A 15,415-nucleotide genomic window follows, 5' to 3' on the forward strand; every position below is an offset into this window, starting at 1 on the left:
GCGCCTTGCAGTGTGAGCGCTACTGGGATTTTCAGTGTCCCAGTTCAGGAATAGGCCGTCACCCGGTGTGCATTTTTTTGAGACCGGTGGCTCGATCAATTAGGAGATAATCTTTGAACCACACGCCGCCGCTAACGGCCAGATTCCTCGTTCGAAGAGGAACCACTGACTGGATGGTTTACGACAGAGAACTCAAGGGGCCAGCGCAGCTCGAAAAATACGGCAGCTTCGCTGAGAAGCTGACCAAGGAGCGGGCGGAACTCGTGAAGCAATCATTGACGGACGCGCTCCCGACCAATGCGCCCAATCCTCGCCGGTGATGGACCATTGTTGAACAAAGAAGGAACAAATGACATCCGTGTTACCTAATAAGGTATAGGAACAGAGTTGGGCAACGTGAACAAGGTGCGGCGAAGTAACGGCGCATCGGTGAGGGAAAACTTCGGCCGCAGCGGAATTCAACTTCGGTAGCAGGGCATTGAGCGAGGCATCGCTTGGCGGCTGCGACGGAACGACCCGGGAATGGCGGTCTGGCGCAGGAAGCAGCCTCTTCAGATCGCCTTTGAGGTGCCAAGTACGAGGGCATCCGCCCTCAGCCTCTGGATCGCCGTCTGTTCTTCCGTGAGGCGCCTTTCGACGAACTGCCGCTCCTCTTCGGTCAGGTTGCCATTGAGCAATCGGCGATAGCGCTGGACGTTGTTGCCGTAGACTTTCAGGCGCATCAACTGCTCGTCGGTCATCTTGATCTCCATGCGGGACCGGAAATAGGTGAGAGCCTTTCGGTCGTGATTCTAAAACCGAAAGGGTTCCCGCAATATCAAGTGGACGTCTTGGTCCGCTTCTTGCGGTACGATCAAAGTCGGGCAATGAACAATTTACTTCCGCTGCAATGAAGCGAGCACCGAATAATTACTCTGCTTTGCAAGAGGCCGGCCAGAAATTCCGAGGTACGCTGTCGAACACGGAGTTTGGTTAAGGCTATGGCAGAGCCGCCCGACATCGCGATGAACTCCAGCAACCACCATTTGCCTTCCTAACATGCCGTTCTGGATACCATCTCATGCGCATCCCTTCCTGTAGAAGCTCACGCCATTAAGGCCGATCGCGGCATCGCGGCTCAGATACGGATTGGCCGGCGGCAAGCCGGCACTGAATGCCCATCTGATCAGCTGCGCCGGTAGTCGTCCTCGATGCGGATGATGTCGTCCTCGGCGAGATAGATGCCGGTCTTCACCTCGATCAGTTCGAGTTGGATCTTGCCGGGATTTTCGAGCCGGTGCGCTGCGCGGCGCTTCTCGCGTGAGGTGATGCTCCGGCTATTGCGGCGTCAGGTCGCGGCAGGCAGGCATACTCCGGAAGGAGTAGGTGGGCTCCTCCATGGGGGGAAATAGCGCGCGCGGGCGAACTGCACGAAACTACGACGAAATTTCGGATCGGCGAAGGCAGAGCCCGATGGGTAAAGTGATCGTAGCAGTGGCACGGACCGCAAAGGGCGGGTTACGCCCGTCACGTTGTAATGGCGGCGCCGGTGCTCACGAACATACCGCGGTTTAGCGTGGATGCGCTGGCGCAAGCTGCGGCGTCTCGTCAGTTACGGCGAGAGCGACAGCCGGAGCCGCAAGTGACGATGAATGCCAGCACGATCGGCCCCGCGGAGGCTTACTCGAGGGCGCGCCGAGGTAGGGCACCCAATGTCGCACCTCGCCAGATCGCGTCGCCATACGAAAGGTGATTGCGGATGGATCGGACGGTTCTCCTCGACAATGAAGTAGGCCCTCCCTGCGAAACCGCGGGCGCGTCGCCGCGACGCCTGCTCAGGGGAGCACGGCCCGTGCTCTTGTGGACGACGACCGTCGCCGTGTTCGCAACCGCGTGGGCACCCGTTGCGACACTGGCGGAGACCGATCCCGTGCGTCTTGCGGCGGATACGCGGCAAGCCGTGGCTCTTCGCGATCTCAATTCTGCTGCAGCGGCGGAGGACGGCGAGTCCAAAGCCGCGCCGCGGGACGGAGGCGATAACAAACGGTCGGTGCTGATCGTGCAGGGAGCGAGCGCCCAGAGTGGGCTTGCCTCGGAGGAACCCAATTGGGGTGAGAGCCTGTCCTGCGATCTCTCAACTGCAAGGCTCGATATCGGCCTGTTGCAGCGGATCGAGCTGGAGCGCGGGCGGGCGGAGATGTTGGAGCAGGGTCTTGCCGCGGCTCGTCACGACCTCGAAGTCCAGACTGCCTTGGCCACGAAGGCCGTCGAAAATGCTGCCCTAGTGAAGCAGGACGTACAGGGTATCGCGGAGCTGCAGGATGCGCTGCAACGCGCGCGTGAGAGGGCAGGAACGCTGGAACAGGATCTCGCGGCGGCGCGGCGCGATCTCAAGATCCGGACTGCGCCGGCGGCACAAACAGGAGAGGAAGAATCGCGGCCGGAGCCAGCCAGGGAGGGCGGCGCAGCCGAGACAAGACAACCGCCCGCAATGGCCGGCATGCCGGCAGGCGGCTTTTCGTTGACGCGCAGTGCAATCCTGGCCTACGAGGCCCAAGCCCGCGCGTTTGGAGGAGAGCTTGTCGAACTCGGACAAGCTGCTGCGAGCGATACCGGGTTGCCTCGCTACCCGGAGCGGTTCGCAAGTCTCGAGCAGGATCTCGCGGTCGCGCGAGGTGAACTCGAGACACAGACCACAGTTGCGGCTAAAGCGAGCGAGGAGGCGTCCCGCCTCAGGCAATCGGGGGAGAGAGACGCAGCCGACTTGCAGCAGGAACGCGAGCAATCTGCGCGGCTGCAGCGGGATATAGCGACGGCGCGGCGTGATCTGGAGATCCAGACAGCACTGGCAACGAAAGCGAGCGAGGAAGCGTCCCGGCTGAAGGCAGCGGGAGAGAGCGGCGCAGCACAGCTGGAGGTATCCCTGCAGCGGGAACGCGACCGGTCTGCGCGGCTAGATCAGGATCTCGCGGCGACGCGGCGTGATCTGGAGATTCAGACTGCGCTTGCGACGAAAGCCGCGGGTGAGAGCGGAACGCCGGACCTGCGAAAGGAGGAAGAGAGGTCCGCCCAGCTGGAGCAGGATCTCGCTGCGACACGGCGTGATCTGGCGACCCAGACTGCGTTGGCGGCAAGGGCGGGCGAGGAAGTCTCGCGTCAGAAGCTGTCGATGGAAGCTGTGGCTGTCGATCTGAGGCAATCGCGCGCAAAGGCCGACGCGCTCGCACAGGAGCTCTCTCAGGCGCGTAGTTCGATCTACGCACACGAGGCGCAGGCCCTCAAGGCTGGCGAAGAAGTGGCGGAGCTGAGGCGGGCGGCTGAAGGCAGCGCGACCTCAGCTCACAAAGCCTCGCCGGACGAGCTCAGCCAATTGGCTCGGCTGGAGCAGGATCTTGCAGCGGCCCGCAATGATGTCGAGGCCCAGGCCGCACTGGCGGCGAAGGCAAGCGACGAAGCAGCTCGATTGAAACGGGAGAGGGAGAACGGCGCGGCAGAGGCGCAGAACCTGCTGCAAGCGGCACGTCAGCGCGCTGACCGGCTGGAGCAGGATCTGGTGGCCGCGCGACGTGATGCCGAGAGCAAGACCGCGCTGGTGACGCAGGCAAGCCAGGAAGCCACCCGGCTGCAAGTCGCAGGCAAGAGCACTGCCGCAGACCTGCAAAAAGAGCGCGAGCGATCCGCACGGCTGGAGCAGGATTTGGCGACGGCACGACGCGATGTCGAGAGTAAGACCGCGCTGGTGACGCAAGCAGGCGAGCAAACATCCCGACTGCAAGCAGCAGGCAAGAGCGCCGCTGCTGACCTGCAAAAGGAGCGCGAGCGATCCGCGCGGCTGGAGCAGGATCTGGCGGCAGCGCGGCGCGACGTCGAGTCCAAGACTGCGCTGGTAACCAAAGCAGCCGAGGATCTGTCCCGGCTGACATCGGCAGGGAAGAGCGGCCTGGCGGATCTGCAAAAGGAGCGTGAGCGGTCCGAGCGGCTGGAACAGGACCTCGCGGCAGCGCGTCGCGAGAGTGAAGCCCAGACGGCGAGGGCCGCAAAGGCAAGCCAGGAAGTCTTGCAGCAGAAACAGATAGTAGAAGCCGGTGCTGCCGAGTTGAGGCAGTTGCGCGCCGAAAGCGCTGACGTAAAGGCGCAGAACCTCTTCCTGTCGCGGAGCGCGATCCAGGCGTATGAGGCGCAGGGGCGCAAAGGACTTGGCGCTGCGCCAGACGTCTTGACGACCGGCTCGCCCGGCCCGGACAAGTCCACCTCGATCGGAGCGGCCGCCACTCCGGTAGCAGAGCCGGCACCCCTGGCGCCTGCACGCGCCGTCGCTCAGCCTGCTTCCGAGCAAGTGGCGGACGCTGCAGGGTTGGTCGCGCGCGCGAGTTTCCTACTCCGGCAGGGCGATGTCGGTGCGGCGCGGCTTGTGCTTGAGCGCGCCGTCGAGATGGGCAGCGCCCAGGCGAGCTTCGCGCTGGCGGAAACCTACGATCCGCTGGTTCTCGCGAAATGGGGAACCTACGGCACGCGCGGCGATGCGAGCAAAGCGAGAACCTTGTACGCCAAGGCAGATGCCGCAGGAATCAAGGAAGCGAAAACTCGGCTGGACGCACTGCATCGCTTACAGACACACGCCAATTAAAGCATGATCCGGAAACGTGCGAAGCGGTTTTCCGAAAAGATCATGCTCAAACGATGAACTACAGCGCGATGGCGATTCAACCCAATCTCATCGCGCTTTAGTCTCGCGGGCTTGACCGACCGGGCCGACCTCATCACCTGGTGCCGGCCGAAGCCGCATCAGCTTCGGTCACGGCAGTTCGGCCCGTCGCCGATGAGGGACTCAAACCGCTTAGCTTTCGGGAAGGGACGTCCGGAAGGTCCTGGTATCGCAAGGAAACCTCGACGGTGTCGCCTGGTTGCAACTCGGTGTCCTCGCTCGCGGCAATCTGTTCCGGCCCGTTCTCACCCTTTCTGAAAATGGTAATGTCCGGCTTGCTGCCCGCGCCTCGCACGAGCTGCGATCGAACCATCGCAGTGTACTGAATCTTCTCACCCACGGCCTGCAGTCTCTCGCGAACCTGGTTAAGCCTCAAGCTCGTGTCCTGCAGCTCACGTAGCAGGTCAAGTCGCCGCTGATCATCGAGCTTTGTCAGCCTTCTGACCAGATCATCCTGCTGCTTCTTGACTTGCAGCAGCTGTGCTGAAGTCTGCAACTTCCTGGTTGACGACAGTAAGACCGCCCGACGTGCATCCGTGACGCGCGGGCTGGTCAAGGTTCCTCTGGCGAACATGTCTTGCGCTTTTTGCAGTTCGTCCTGGTCCGACTGAAATCCTTCTTCTTCCCTTTTCTGTTGCTCGGACAGCACGCGTACTTCATCGTCTCCCTGCCGAACACCGCGCTGGATGAAGTCCTTCTCCTGCTGATAGTCACTCTGCTTAACCTTCAAATACTCAGTTTCGGCATTGAAGATTTCTGAAATCGCCGATCGAGCTATCGGCGAGTCCTTCGCAGCATTTGGAACGATCTGGGGCGCCTCTCCGAGTTCCGTCTTGATACGCCACAGGCGCGCCTGCTCTTTGGCGAGTTCAGTCCAAAGCGACCCGTACTCGGCCCTCAGGTCCGCCAGATCAAGATACGGATTGTTCATTCTGACATGCATGATGTCGTAACCGCTCGCCACAGCTATGAGTTGGCGTGCGGTGATGGCCGGAAGGTAAGGGTACTGGCCAGGCTTCGATACGTCGCCATTGATGTATATCGGCCTGTAGTCCGCTACGGTCGCCGTGATTTCATCTGCATCGATCACGATGACACTTTCGCGCCCTTCAGGACTTCTCTGCCGAAACACCTTGTTCGCCAGTGCGGCGCCGATCTTGGTTCGGATCTGCGGCAAGCTCAGGCCCGCTACCTGAAGCACACCGACGAGCGGCAGTGCAATATTCCCGTCCGTCTGGACAGCTGCACGGGATCGCAACTCCGGCACGCCAGCCGCCGCGACCTCCAGGACGTCTCCGACATTGACGAGATACTCGGCCTTTGCTTGTGCCACCGAAATCGTCAAGCCGAGGACCGCCAAGCCCCATTTGATGTAACCGCCGAGGCCGTTGCCGATGATACTGGCTCTGAAACACTTGCGCGGTGCGTAGTTCGGCATGACGGCAACTTTCTCTACGACCTGGTCATCAGGGTGAAACGCTCGGAATCCGCGGCGTACCAACATGTCAACATCGCTGACGCTCGGGTCACCATCGAGACGGCCGGATCGGCAAAACGGAGGTTCTTTCCCTCAATTGCTGGGAAACAGGGCTACCCGCCCATTTCTCGATTGATCGGCCCTGTTGATCGACAATTTGAAGTTGCATCGGACCCACTGGGATGTGCGAACGAGTGGATTGCCGCTCGAATTTAGTCCGGTAGTGCCGCGGCTCAATGGACCATCGTAATTACCCATTTATTGCCTTTCCCAACCTGTGACCCGGAATGTACTGATTCAGTGGGAAATGAGCGGTTGGATCGTAGCGTCCATGAACGAAGCGTTCTTGATCAATTTGCCGGCCTCCGCCAACCCTCCGGCGTGTCCGGTCTATGGCCGTTTGGCGAATTCAGCGGATACCGGCACATTTCGCGGCCACCATCTGTCAAAAGTTGGTGCGGCGACCACACGTCAATCTGCTGTGCTTTCCGCTGACCGTGCGTCCTTCGGTGAGTGCCCTTGGGCCATTTGACCTCACCTCTGCAGCAGAATTCAAATTATCAACGCTGGTACGAAGATGTTGCAGAATACAACGGATAATTGGGTGAATCGGGAGAATCCGCCGCCGCCGGAATTTCGTCCTACGCCGGTCATTTCCCTGCTGGCGGTGGTAACCTTCGTACGGCGACGCCTGTTGACCATAGGGCTGGGATGTTGCGCAGCGCTTGGCGTTGCCATGCTCTACCTCGTCATGGCGGTACCCACGTTTACTGCCAAGGCGCAACTTATCGTAGACTCGAAGGCGACGCCCGGAGACGTAGCGGCAGTCGCAACGATCGTTGAAAGTCAGATCGGAATCATAAAGTCTGAGAGCATTGCGAGCGCCGTGATCGAGAAGCTCGGTCTCGCAGAGAGCCCGGAATTTGCGGGCGGTCAGGGTAACAGCATTCTATCCGTATCGCGTCTGCTCGGCTGGACCAGACCGGAAGGCTCAGGTAGCGCGATGCGCTACGCCGTTGAATCGTTCGGACAAAGGCTTTCCGCCAAGCGCGTGGGCCCTACCTATCTCGTCGAACTCACCTTCGATTCCAGAGATCCTGATCGGGCAGCGCAGATCCTGAACGCCGTCGCGGAAAAGTATATTACTCATCAAATGGACCAGGGCGGCTCGTTGCAAGACGAGACGTGGGTCCGGGATCGACTGAACGGATTGAGCATACAAGCGTCAGCTGCGCAAAAGGCACTCGAGGACTTCAGAAGCAGAAAAGATGCTTCGGATTCCGCTGTCAGTATGGACAGACTGGTCGCTGCTGCGGAATCATCCAAAAGCGCTTATGATAGTTTTCGCCACATGCTGCGCAGGCTGGAGGCTACGCGACAACAGTCAACGCCAGTGTTTGCCGCGAGTCTCATTACGCAGGCTTTGCCTCCCCTGAGGGCCGCTTCGCCAAAGCCTAAGAGTGTGCTTGGAATAGCGATCGTTGGCGGGCTGCTTCTTGGCCTCGCCTTCGCCGTGGCGCAGGATCTGATCGATGGCCACATGCGCTTCGGTGCGTGGGACCTCTTGCGCGCACACGATGATAGAGCCGAGTGGCCTGTCTCGGACACAGTTCGACCGGATCATCAATCTGAAACATCGGCAAAGACCAGGCCGGTACGTCTTACCGGTTCGGGGTGAGCGTGGAGTTGCCGTTTTCAACGCTCGGGACAATTTGGTTTCGACGGCGGTCGGGTAGGCGCCATCGGGCGATCAGCAGTCGCGCGCTCGAGTTCGGTTGCGCCGGAGGGCAAGGAGCCGGCCCGTGACCAACGTTGCGGTAAGATATGGCGGCCGAACGCCCTACCATCGGGCGCAGGCGGATTCGCTCGGCCAAAGTGCAAAATGGCTCTTTCTGGCGATCGTTTTCATATTGCCGTTTCAACGCGTGCCGTTCGTCAATACGAACCTGCTCGGCATACAAGGCTGCAAGCCCTTCAACCTGCTGTCGGCGGGAGTCTTGGTCTATCTGCTATTCCAAGTCCCGCTCCTGTCAGCGAGCGACAGGATCGAGCGGACGTCCATTCGCGTTCTTTTGCTATACTTCGTCACCTTTGCCATCGCTTTCGCTAGATCAATCCCAAATGCCCCTCTGCTTCATGATCGCCTCCCGGACGTGTTTCCAGAGTCCTATCTGGATTACATCATGTCCTATGGCATGGTTCCGGCGTTCTACATTTTGCCGTTTCTGTTCATTTTGAAGCGATGTCGTTCATTTTCTGAGATTGAGACAGTCGTCGACGCAATCTGCGTTTCAATTCTGCTCTTGTCGGCTAGTTTCATCCTCGTCGCTCTCATGAATCCATCTGCCGCACTTTCAGGGCGCGCCTCCGTCAACGCGCTATGCGAATCCTACTTCGGCATCCACTACAATACGATGGGCACGATATACATCTGCACGGCGCCTTTGTTGCTGTACAAAGCGCTTACTCGCAGCTCACTCTGGATAGTGCCCGTCGCCTTGTCGCTTTTGGGGCTCCTTCTGCTCTCGTCGCGTAGCGCGCTTCTGACCGTTGTCGGCACTTATGTTCTGATCCTGCTTTACAAGCGCAAATTCGCCGTCCTGGCGGTCGGCGCGGCGATGGTTGCCATCGCATCCGTGCTCTGGATCGCGCCAACTGTGGTCGCCATCTTTTCCATTGGTTTCGACGGGTCCTCGGAGGTGTCGGCTGATGAATTGCTCACTGGCCGCGTAGATTTCATTTGGATACCGCTGCTCAATGAGTGGACGAGTGATCTCGGCCTGTTTCTGTTCGGCGCGGGACGGTCCGGAATAATAACCAGCGAAGCTTGGTACTCGGGGACGCTGATACAGGCTACTCATGCGCACAACGCGATTATCGATTTCTTTCTCGACTGCGGAGCGATCGCTACCGGCATTCTTCTGGTTCTTATGTGCGTCGGGATATCGACCGCTTGGCGCGTCGGCCGACGGTTGCATAACGACCTGTATTGGGCCTTGTTTGCGTGCATCGTCGGCTATGGAATAAGCATGTTCACTGAGCGGGAGGTATTTCCATCGTTCGAGAACATGTACCTGTTCCTTCTCATCGCGATGATGGTCAATCTGGCACGCTTATCCTCGCGCGCAGGCCATACCTCGGCATGAGCTGCTGACCATCGCAATCTCTACTGTTACCACGCCGACGCTGATGCAATAGCGGGGGCGTGGACCATCTGCGCGATTGTTGCCGTGGCTCGTGCCGCAAACGCGGCCGCAAGCCAGTGGGGGTAACTCCAGTTCCCCATACCTGAACGAAGTGGCGTTCTTGAAACGGAGCGATTGAGCCCGCTTAATGGGGATATTTCACCGTGTTGAGTTCTCGTGTTTTGATGGATTCCAAATGACTATGTTCGGGCGGGAGATAGCGGTTCGCAACAGCTCGATCGAAGTCTGGAGCCAGCGTGCCCGTGACGAGGAGACCGTGCCGACCCGCTTCGTCGGTCGCCCCGGTTGTAAGCCCAATGCGATCCGCCAAACGTCGCCGTCTCACGAATTCATCGCGCACGGCGATAGGTCCTACGCTTCGGATGGAGTTCCGTCCGAGTGCGGGCAGAAGGGCTTCGATGGAATGCACCGTCGCTTGATCAAGCCGGGCGAGCAGGGAGCGCTCCGATGATGGGCTCGCTCAAGCGTATCACGCAGCGCCTGCTCATCGGCGCGCTCGGGTTTGAAAACTATCTCTTCTTCGTTGCCCAAATGCGCATCGCCACGATCAAGGCGTTCCGTTATGAAGCCGACTTCCTGTACTTTCTTAGCATGGTGCCGGACGACGGCGTGATCCTTGATATCGGCGCCAATATCGGAGTGACGGCTTACTTCCTGGCGGCCGCGAAGCCTGGCTCCCGCGTTCATGCGTTCGAGCCGGGGCCTGAGAACTTCAAGAGTCTGACGCGCGTGGTCGCGCGGCACACGCTCGCGAACGTGACAGTTCACGAGTGCGGCCTGGGCCGTCAGGCTGCGGAGCTTCCCATGATCATGCCCGTGATCGGCGGTATTAAACGTCACGCACTATGTCAGGTCGACGACGGGCATTCCGAATACAAGGATGGCATCCGCTTCCGGATCAAGATAGAGGCGCTGGATGGCGTTCCGGACCTCAAGACGCGCACGGACGTGCACGCGATCAAGATCGATGTCGAGGAGTTCGAGGCCGAGGTCCTGAAAGGAGGCATGGAGCTGATACGGCGCTGCCGGCCGCTGATCTTCTGCGAGATATGGAAGCCCAAGAACCGCGATGAGATTCGTACGCTGTTCGAAGGCGAGCGCTATCGGATGTACGGTTATGAGCACGGCGTGCTCAAGCCTGCAGGCTCTGGTATCAAGAACTTCACGGGAAATTTCTTCATTATCCCCGACGAATGTCCGCTGCCCCAATAGAGGTCGCGCCACCGTTCCGATGCCCGGCATGTACTGTGCCGGCTATGCGTGAGCCGCCGGTTGCAGCCTGTTCTGGCGTGCGCCGGCCGTCGATGCCAAAGTACTACTCACGAAGAGCAACGGAGCGAGGCGGAACGTTTCCATTGGGAGCGTCACCCGCCGTTGCGCCGGACTGCCAAATGAGCTCAAATCGGCTTGAAAAGCTCGGCTCCACTGGATGGATGAAGGGGCCGAGCCAATGGTCTGGTCGCATCATGCTGCGCCTGAGTCCGCTCTACTGCAGTCGAAAGTCAATGAATTGTCGTGACGCGCATCCTGGTCGTAACGCATAAGCCGCTCGCAAGCCTAACCAATGGCCATGACCTCCGCGTGTGGCACTTGTGTCGCGAACTGGCGAAGCAGCATGAACTCTACCTTTTGACGGTGAACCTTGGTTCGACGGATGAATCGAGCGGCGGTCTGGTCGGCTTGTCCGATGTGTTCCAAGAGATCGTTGAAACGCCGAAGTTTCCGACTCACAGGCCCTCGCTGAAGCGGCACTTCCGTCGAAATGACTCGGACTATTACTCGCTTTCCTATCCCCATCACCTTTCAGCGATCACCAAATCCATCGCTGACTTCTGCGAAGAGCACAGTATCACTCATATGATCGTCTTCTGCCTGGTGCTTGCGGAGTTCGTCCGTCCGTTCTCGAGCGATAAGAAGATACTCTTTGATCTCATCGACAGTGAAGTTCTAACGCTGACCAGACAGATACAGTTCTTTCCGCCGTGGCCCGCGCAACTGCGATCGCGCCTGGACGCGCACGTGATGCGCGCGCGCCGTGCAAGGGCGGAGGCCTGTTTGCCCCATTGGTTCAATCATGTCACAACGGTCAATGAAGCAGATTCCGATACCGTATGCAGGCTGTCTGGCAGATCTGCGAACGTCAGCACCGTGCCGAACGGGGTCTCGCCCGACCTGGCAGAGACATTTGAGTCAAATGCGCGTGTCGCCAAGCGGAGGGGAGTGGCATTCTGGGGCAATCTTGCCTTCAAGCCGAACCGCGACGCGGTTCGTTTTTTCTACCAGGACGTCTATCGACCGTACCTGGCTCCAGCTGGAATTGAGTGGTGCGTAGTGGGCAAAGATGCGGAAGGGTGGCTTCTGGAGGCTGCAAGGCGAGACGACGGTATTCGCCTCACTGGGTTTGTCGACGATATCTGTTCAGTGCTCGCTGAGTATCCGATAATGGTAAATCCAATGCGAATTGGCAGTGGATTGAAGAACAAGGTACTTGAGGCATTTGCCATGGGGTTGGCCGTGGTTTCAACGGGAGTAGGCATCGAGGCGCTTGGCAAGGCGCGCGAAGGCGTCGACTACGTGCGCGCCGACGATCCCGAGAAAGTCGCGACTGCGATCAAGTTGCTCATTGAAGACGAAGGCCGTCGACACTCCATGATCCAGAGCGCCCGAAAGGTGATGCTGGAGCATTATACCTGGAGCAGGGTCGCTCGTGACCTCGATGCGCTCGTGGGCTCATTGTGAGTGCCGCGACAGGTTCGTCCATGATTTACAGGTTCGTCCATGATTTGATGTCGGTTGGCGCTGCCGTCTGACGAGGTGCACTCAAACTGGTCTTGCGAGACTGATGAGAAGTGGTTCGAGAGAGGTGCACTGTGAGCAAGCTCATTGTCATCAAGTCCTTGTTCGCTTGATCCGTTGTTTTTCAGTCCTGCGGTTCCGGAGTTCGTCGGTGAGTTATGATCGCTTTTTTGCAAGCTATGCGGGCCGCCGTTCGAGCGTTCGGCGGTCGATGCTATCGCGAGGTCGCTGATCCATGGCATCGATACTGCGTCAAGGAATTGCACTCTCGGCTGCGCAATACACCGAACAGGTGATCATGCTATTGACGCCGGTCGTTCTGGTGCGAACGATTGGTCCAACAGCGTTCGGTGAATACCGGCTGTTCTGGCTACTCGTAACGACGGTGGCCCTGTTGTTCTCCTTCAACATGCCCCGCAGCCTGCTTTTCTTCTTTGTTCGGCTGGGTCCGGAGGCGCGGCGGGTTTACGTCGGGCAGACGGTCTTGTTCCTGCTGGCCACAACGATGATTGCGGTGCTACTGGTTTTTGCCTTCGGTTTTGCCCTTCCATCGGGTATGAGAGATCTGCTGCAGGCTCACGGAGCGCTACTAGCGATTTTTCTATTCGTCTGGAATCTGGGCTTATTGTTGGACGTGTTGCCCAACGCCGTAGGGCAGATCCGCTGGCAGGCGCAAGCCATCCTGGCTTCATCCGTGCTGAGGGCCGCGCTGATCATTTCAGCGGCCGTCGTGTTCCATCGATTTGAAGAGGTGCTCATCGCAGCCTTGATTGCCGCTGCCGTGCGCGTAGGGCTTCTGGCTGTCTTTATCGTACGGCATTGCGGTATCCGACTGTTTCCGATCGAGAAAGAGCAGTTGCGCGTACAGCTTCGCTACGCCCTCCCGTTCGGTGTGGCCGGTCTGCTGTGGAGCGTACGGAAGCAGGCGGAACTATGGATTGTCGCAGCGATGTTTTCATCAGGCATGTTCGGCATCTTTTCAATAGCGACGACGTTGCTCATGCCGTTCGAAGTGTTGAGAGGTGGGCTGGGGAATCTGCTCCTGCCAAAGATGAGTCATTTCCATTCATTGGGTCGCCACGAAGAGCTGTTGCGCCTGAACAACCAAGGCAACGTTATCATCAGTGCGGTCATGTTCCCCGCCATCGCGGCATTGTTCGTCTTTGCCGACGAAGTCATTCAGTTGCTGTTTACGAAGGAGTACGTGAGTGGCTCTCCCGTGCTGCGGATCTATCTGATTCAAACGTTGATCTCGACTGAGATCACCACGCTGCTCAACGTGTTCGGACAGGGCTCGGCCAACATGCGTTATGAAGCTGCGATCCTGCCCTTTGCCCTGTTAACGAGCCTGGCCGGCGTCTGGTATTACGGTTTGCCGGGGGCGGCGATCGGGTCGGTACTAACAACCTTCGTTGTGTATGTGTTCTTTCTGAGAAGACTTTCCCAGGTGATGAGCATTCCGATCGCAAAGTTGCAGGATTGGAAGAACCTTGGGCTGATTTTGGTTGCATCGGTGTTGGCGGCAATGCTGGTGCGGCTTTCGGTTGATTTGCTGCAGCCGCCGGTTCCGGTTGCTGCGCTGGTTGGGCCGGCCGCGGTTCTGGTGTGTTATGCGGCTATGTTGTTTGTGACCGGATACTATCGGACCCTGGCGGAGGTTCGGCGAGAATGGGGAGTTCTCGGCGCGTGACGCAACGCGATCGCGGAAGAAGCCGGCGCGAGTTGGTAGAGCTCCATGGCGGGACGATGGTCATTCGTCAGTGCGCCATCGGCCAATCGTATTCGGCTGCAATGCTCCGCATGATTTCGTTAGCCAGCTGGCCGCCTTGATCTCCGTTCGTCATGATAACAGCGCCATCTCCGTTTTCGAACATGGTCATCAAACTGACGAACCCATCGTTGACGCCCGCATGCAGGAACCGTCGATGCGGTGCGACCCCAACAACGATGGGACCAAGTCCATAGTTGCCAAGGCCGGGCGTGAGCATTTGGAGAGTCATGGCCTGGGACAGCACGGACGTATCTCGGCCGCTCCAGGCGCGGACCACGCCCAGCGCGAATTGCGCAACGTCCGTTGGCGTCGTCCACAACCCTGCGGCAGCCAGTTCGGGATAGATATGCGGGCCTCCCGGCACCGGCGCTCCCGCCGCTCGGTAGGGCGTTGCGGCCAGTGGAGCGTCATTTATGGGTAGCGGTTGGAGAAAGCTGCTGTGCGTCATTCCGAACGGCTTGAGGACAAGCTCGTCAAGTAGTTTTGGGAACGGTGTCCCGGTTACGTCGATGAGCAGTTGTTGCACGATCGTGTACCCGCCGCTGGAGTACTCGAATTTTGTTCCGGGCTCGTGATCCACGACAATGGGGGCGGTGTTTACAGGCGCCGTTCCGCCGCTCGTCAGCGTCGCTGTGGGCTGGCCCGTCCGTCGCGCAAGGAAGTTTGGTTCGCGCTCATAGTACGACGCGCCATTGAGAACGTCGACGAGCGATGGAATTGGTGCGCCTACGGGATATCCCGGAAAGTAGGGGACAGTTATGCCAGCCGAATGGTTCAGCAGTCTTCGAAGTGTGACCTGGGTTCGATCAGTGAACGAGTTAACGGGAATCTTCCAGCTTTTAAGGGAGCGATTGACGTCGCCATCGAGATCGAGAGTTCCGGCCTGAGCTAACGCGAGCGCTGCTACAGCGGTAACGACTTTGCTGATTGAGGCTGCCTGGAACAGCGTTTCAGGAAGCACAGGCGGACCACCAATGGTGGCAACCCCGAACCCGCGGGCCTCGATGACGCCGTCATGAACCACGGCGATGCTGACGCCGGGAACGTGCAGTTCGTCCATCCGATCTGCAAGTTTCATCGGAGACTCGCTTGCGGTGGCAGCCCGCAGTCCATTCACGATACGCTGCAGGCGCTGCTCGAAGTCGCCGGTGCGCCCTGGGAGTGCGCCGTCTCGTGCGAGCGAAGCCGGGAGGGTTGCGATGCTTGCTGCGATGACGAGCAAGGCGATGCGGCCGACGTTGGGAATCATCGACGTGGAGCTCCACGGGCGGCCAATGGATTGGGCCAGGCGAGCATATCTAGCAAGAACACGGTACCCCGGGTAGGGATGGCGTCAACCGTTGAAACCGCCGCCGCTGCCGGCGCACTCTGCTGCCCGTGCGCGCCTACAATCCGTGCCAAGCCAAGATCTCCTCCAGACGATTGCTGAGCTCCCAAAGCTCCCCTGGTCGGGGCACATTTGGAGCCGGCCGGTCTGGATT

10 protein-coding genes and 1 pseudogene are annotated in these 15,415 nt (G+C 59.2%); 7 read left to right on the plus strand and 4 right to left on the minus strand.

Annotated features, from left to right (window positions below):
* Nucleotides 1-113 precede the first annotated feature (113 nt).
* A complete protein-coding gene (locus JQ507_11485) occupies nt 114-320 on the plus strand; it encodes a hypothetical protein (GenBank protein ID QRI72044.1) in 207 nt (68 codons plus the stop codon).
* A gap of 231 nt (nt 321-551) precedes the next feature.
* Here the strand turns inward: JQ507_11485 and JQ507_11490 are convergent, their stop codons facing one another.
* Both JQ507_11490 and JQ507_11495 read right to left on the minus strand, forming a co-directional pair.
* Nucleotides 552-740 (minus strand): hypothetical protein, encoded by a 189-nt coding sequence (locus tag JQ507_11490; GenBank protein QRI72045.1) that lies wholly within the window; start codon nt 738-740, stop codon nt 552-554.
* A 425-nt stretch (nt 741-1,165) separates the two neighbouring features.
* Nucleotides 1,166-1,285: pseudogene (locus JQ507_11495) on the minus strand (hypothetical protein).
* 546 nt (nt 1,286-1,831) lie between these two features.
* Here JQ507_11495 and JQ507_11500 point away from each other — a divergent pair.
* Nucleotides 1,832-4,606, plus strand: a complete 2,775-nt coding sequence (locus JQ507_11500; GenBank protein ID QRI72046.1) for a hypothetical protein — start codon at nt 1,832-1,834, stop codon at nt 4,604-4,606.
* Between the two features lie 133 nt (nt 4,607-4,739).
* Here the strand turns inward: JQ507_11500 and JQ507_11505 are convergent, their stop codons facing one another.
* Nucleotides 4,740-6,122 carry a polysaccharide biosynthesis/export family protein gene (locus JQ507_11505; protein QRI72047.1) on the minus strand — a complete coding sequence of 461 codons (1,383 nt, stop codon included), beginning with the start codon at nt 6,120-6,122 and terminating at the stop codon, nt 4,740-4,742.
* 643 nt (nt 6,123-6,765) lie between these two features.
* Between JQ507_11505 and JQ507_11510 the strand changes: the two genes are divergently transcribed.
* From JQ507_11510 to JQ507_11530, 5 genes are all read left to right on the plus strand, one after another.
* Nucleotides 6,766-7,839, plus strand: a complete 1,074-nt coding sequence (locus tag JQ507_11510) for a hypothetical protein (protein ID QRI72048.1) — start codon at nt 6,766-6,768, stop codon at nt 7,837-7,839.
* A gap of 124 nt (nt 7,840-7,963) precedes the next feature.
* Nucleotides 7,964-9,307: an O-antigen ligase family protein gene (locus JQ507_11515; protein ID QRI72049.1), complete on the plus strand. Its 1,344-nt coding sequence runs from the start codon at nt 7,964-7,966 to the stop codon at nt 9,305-9,307.
* A gap of 507 nt (nt 9,308-9,814) precedes the next feature.
* The gene (locus tag JQ507_11520) at nt 9,815-10,579 is read left to right on the plus strand and encodes an FkbM family methyltransferase (protein ID QRI72050.1); all 765 of its coding nucleotides are present in this window, start codon (nt 9,815-9,817) and stop codon (nt 10,577-10,579) included.
* A 303-nt stretch (nt 10,580-10,882) separates the two neighbouring features.
* Complete coding sequence (locus JQ507_11525) at nt 10,883-12,106, plus strand: glycosyltransferase (protein QRI72051.1); 1,224 nt, start codon at nt 10,883-10,885, stop codon at nt 12,104-12,106.
* Nucleotides 12,107-12,398: 292 nt separating this feature from the next.
* Nucleotides 12,399-13,853 carry an oligosaccharide flippase family protein gene (locus JQ507_11530; GenBank protein ID QRI72052.1) on the plus strand — a complete coding sequence of 485 codons (1,455 nt, stop codon included), beginning with the start codon at nt 12,399-12,401 and terminating at the stop codon, nt 13,851-13,853.
* Between the two features lie 67 nt (nt 13,854-13,920).
* Here JQ507_11530 and JQ507_11535 read toward each other — a convergent pair whose 3' ends face one another.
* The gene (locus JQ507_11535; protein ID QRI72053.1) at nt 13,921-15,183 is read right to left on the minus strand and encodes a beta-lactamase family protein; all 1,263 of its coding nucleotides are present in this window, start codon (nt 15,181-15,183) and stop codon (nt 13,921-13,923) included.
* Nucleotides 15,184-15,415 lie beyond the last annotated feature (232 nt).

Origin of the sequence: Bradyrhizobium sp. PSBB068 (assembly GCA_016839165.1) — a bacterium.
Lineage (GTDB): Bacteria > Pseudomonadota > Alphaproteobacteria > Rhizobiales > Xanthobacteraceae > Bradyrhizobium.

Bases quoted from the DNA above. Each gene is read 5' to 3' on its own strand.
- JQ507_11490 (QRI72045.1), bottom strand. From the start codon at position 740: ATGACCGACGAGCAGTTGATGCGCCTGAAAGTCTACGGCAACAACGTC.
- JQ507_11505 (QRI72047.1), bottom strand. From the start codon at position 6,122: ATGCCGAACTACGCACCGCGCAAGTGTTTCAGAGCCAGTATCATCGGC.
- JQ507_11520 (QRI72050.1), top strand. From the start codon at position 9,815: ATGATGGGCTCGCTCAAGCGTATCACGCAGCGCCTGCTCATCGGCGCG.
- JQ507_11530 (QRI72052.1), top strand. From the start codon at position 12,399: ATGGCATCGATACTGCGTCAAGGAATTGCACTCTCGGCTGCGCAATAC.
- JQ507_11535 (QRI72053.1), bottom strand. From the start codon at position 15,183: ATGATTCCCAACGTCGGCCGCATCGCCTTGCTCGTCATCGCAGCAAGC.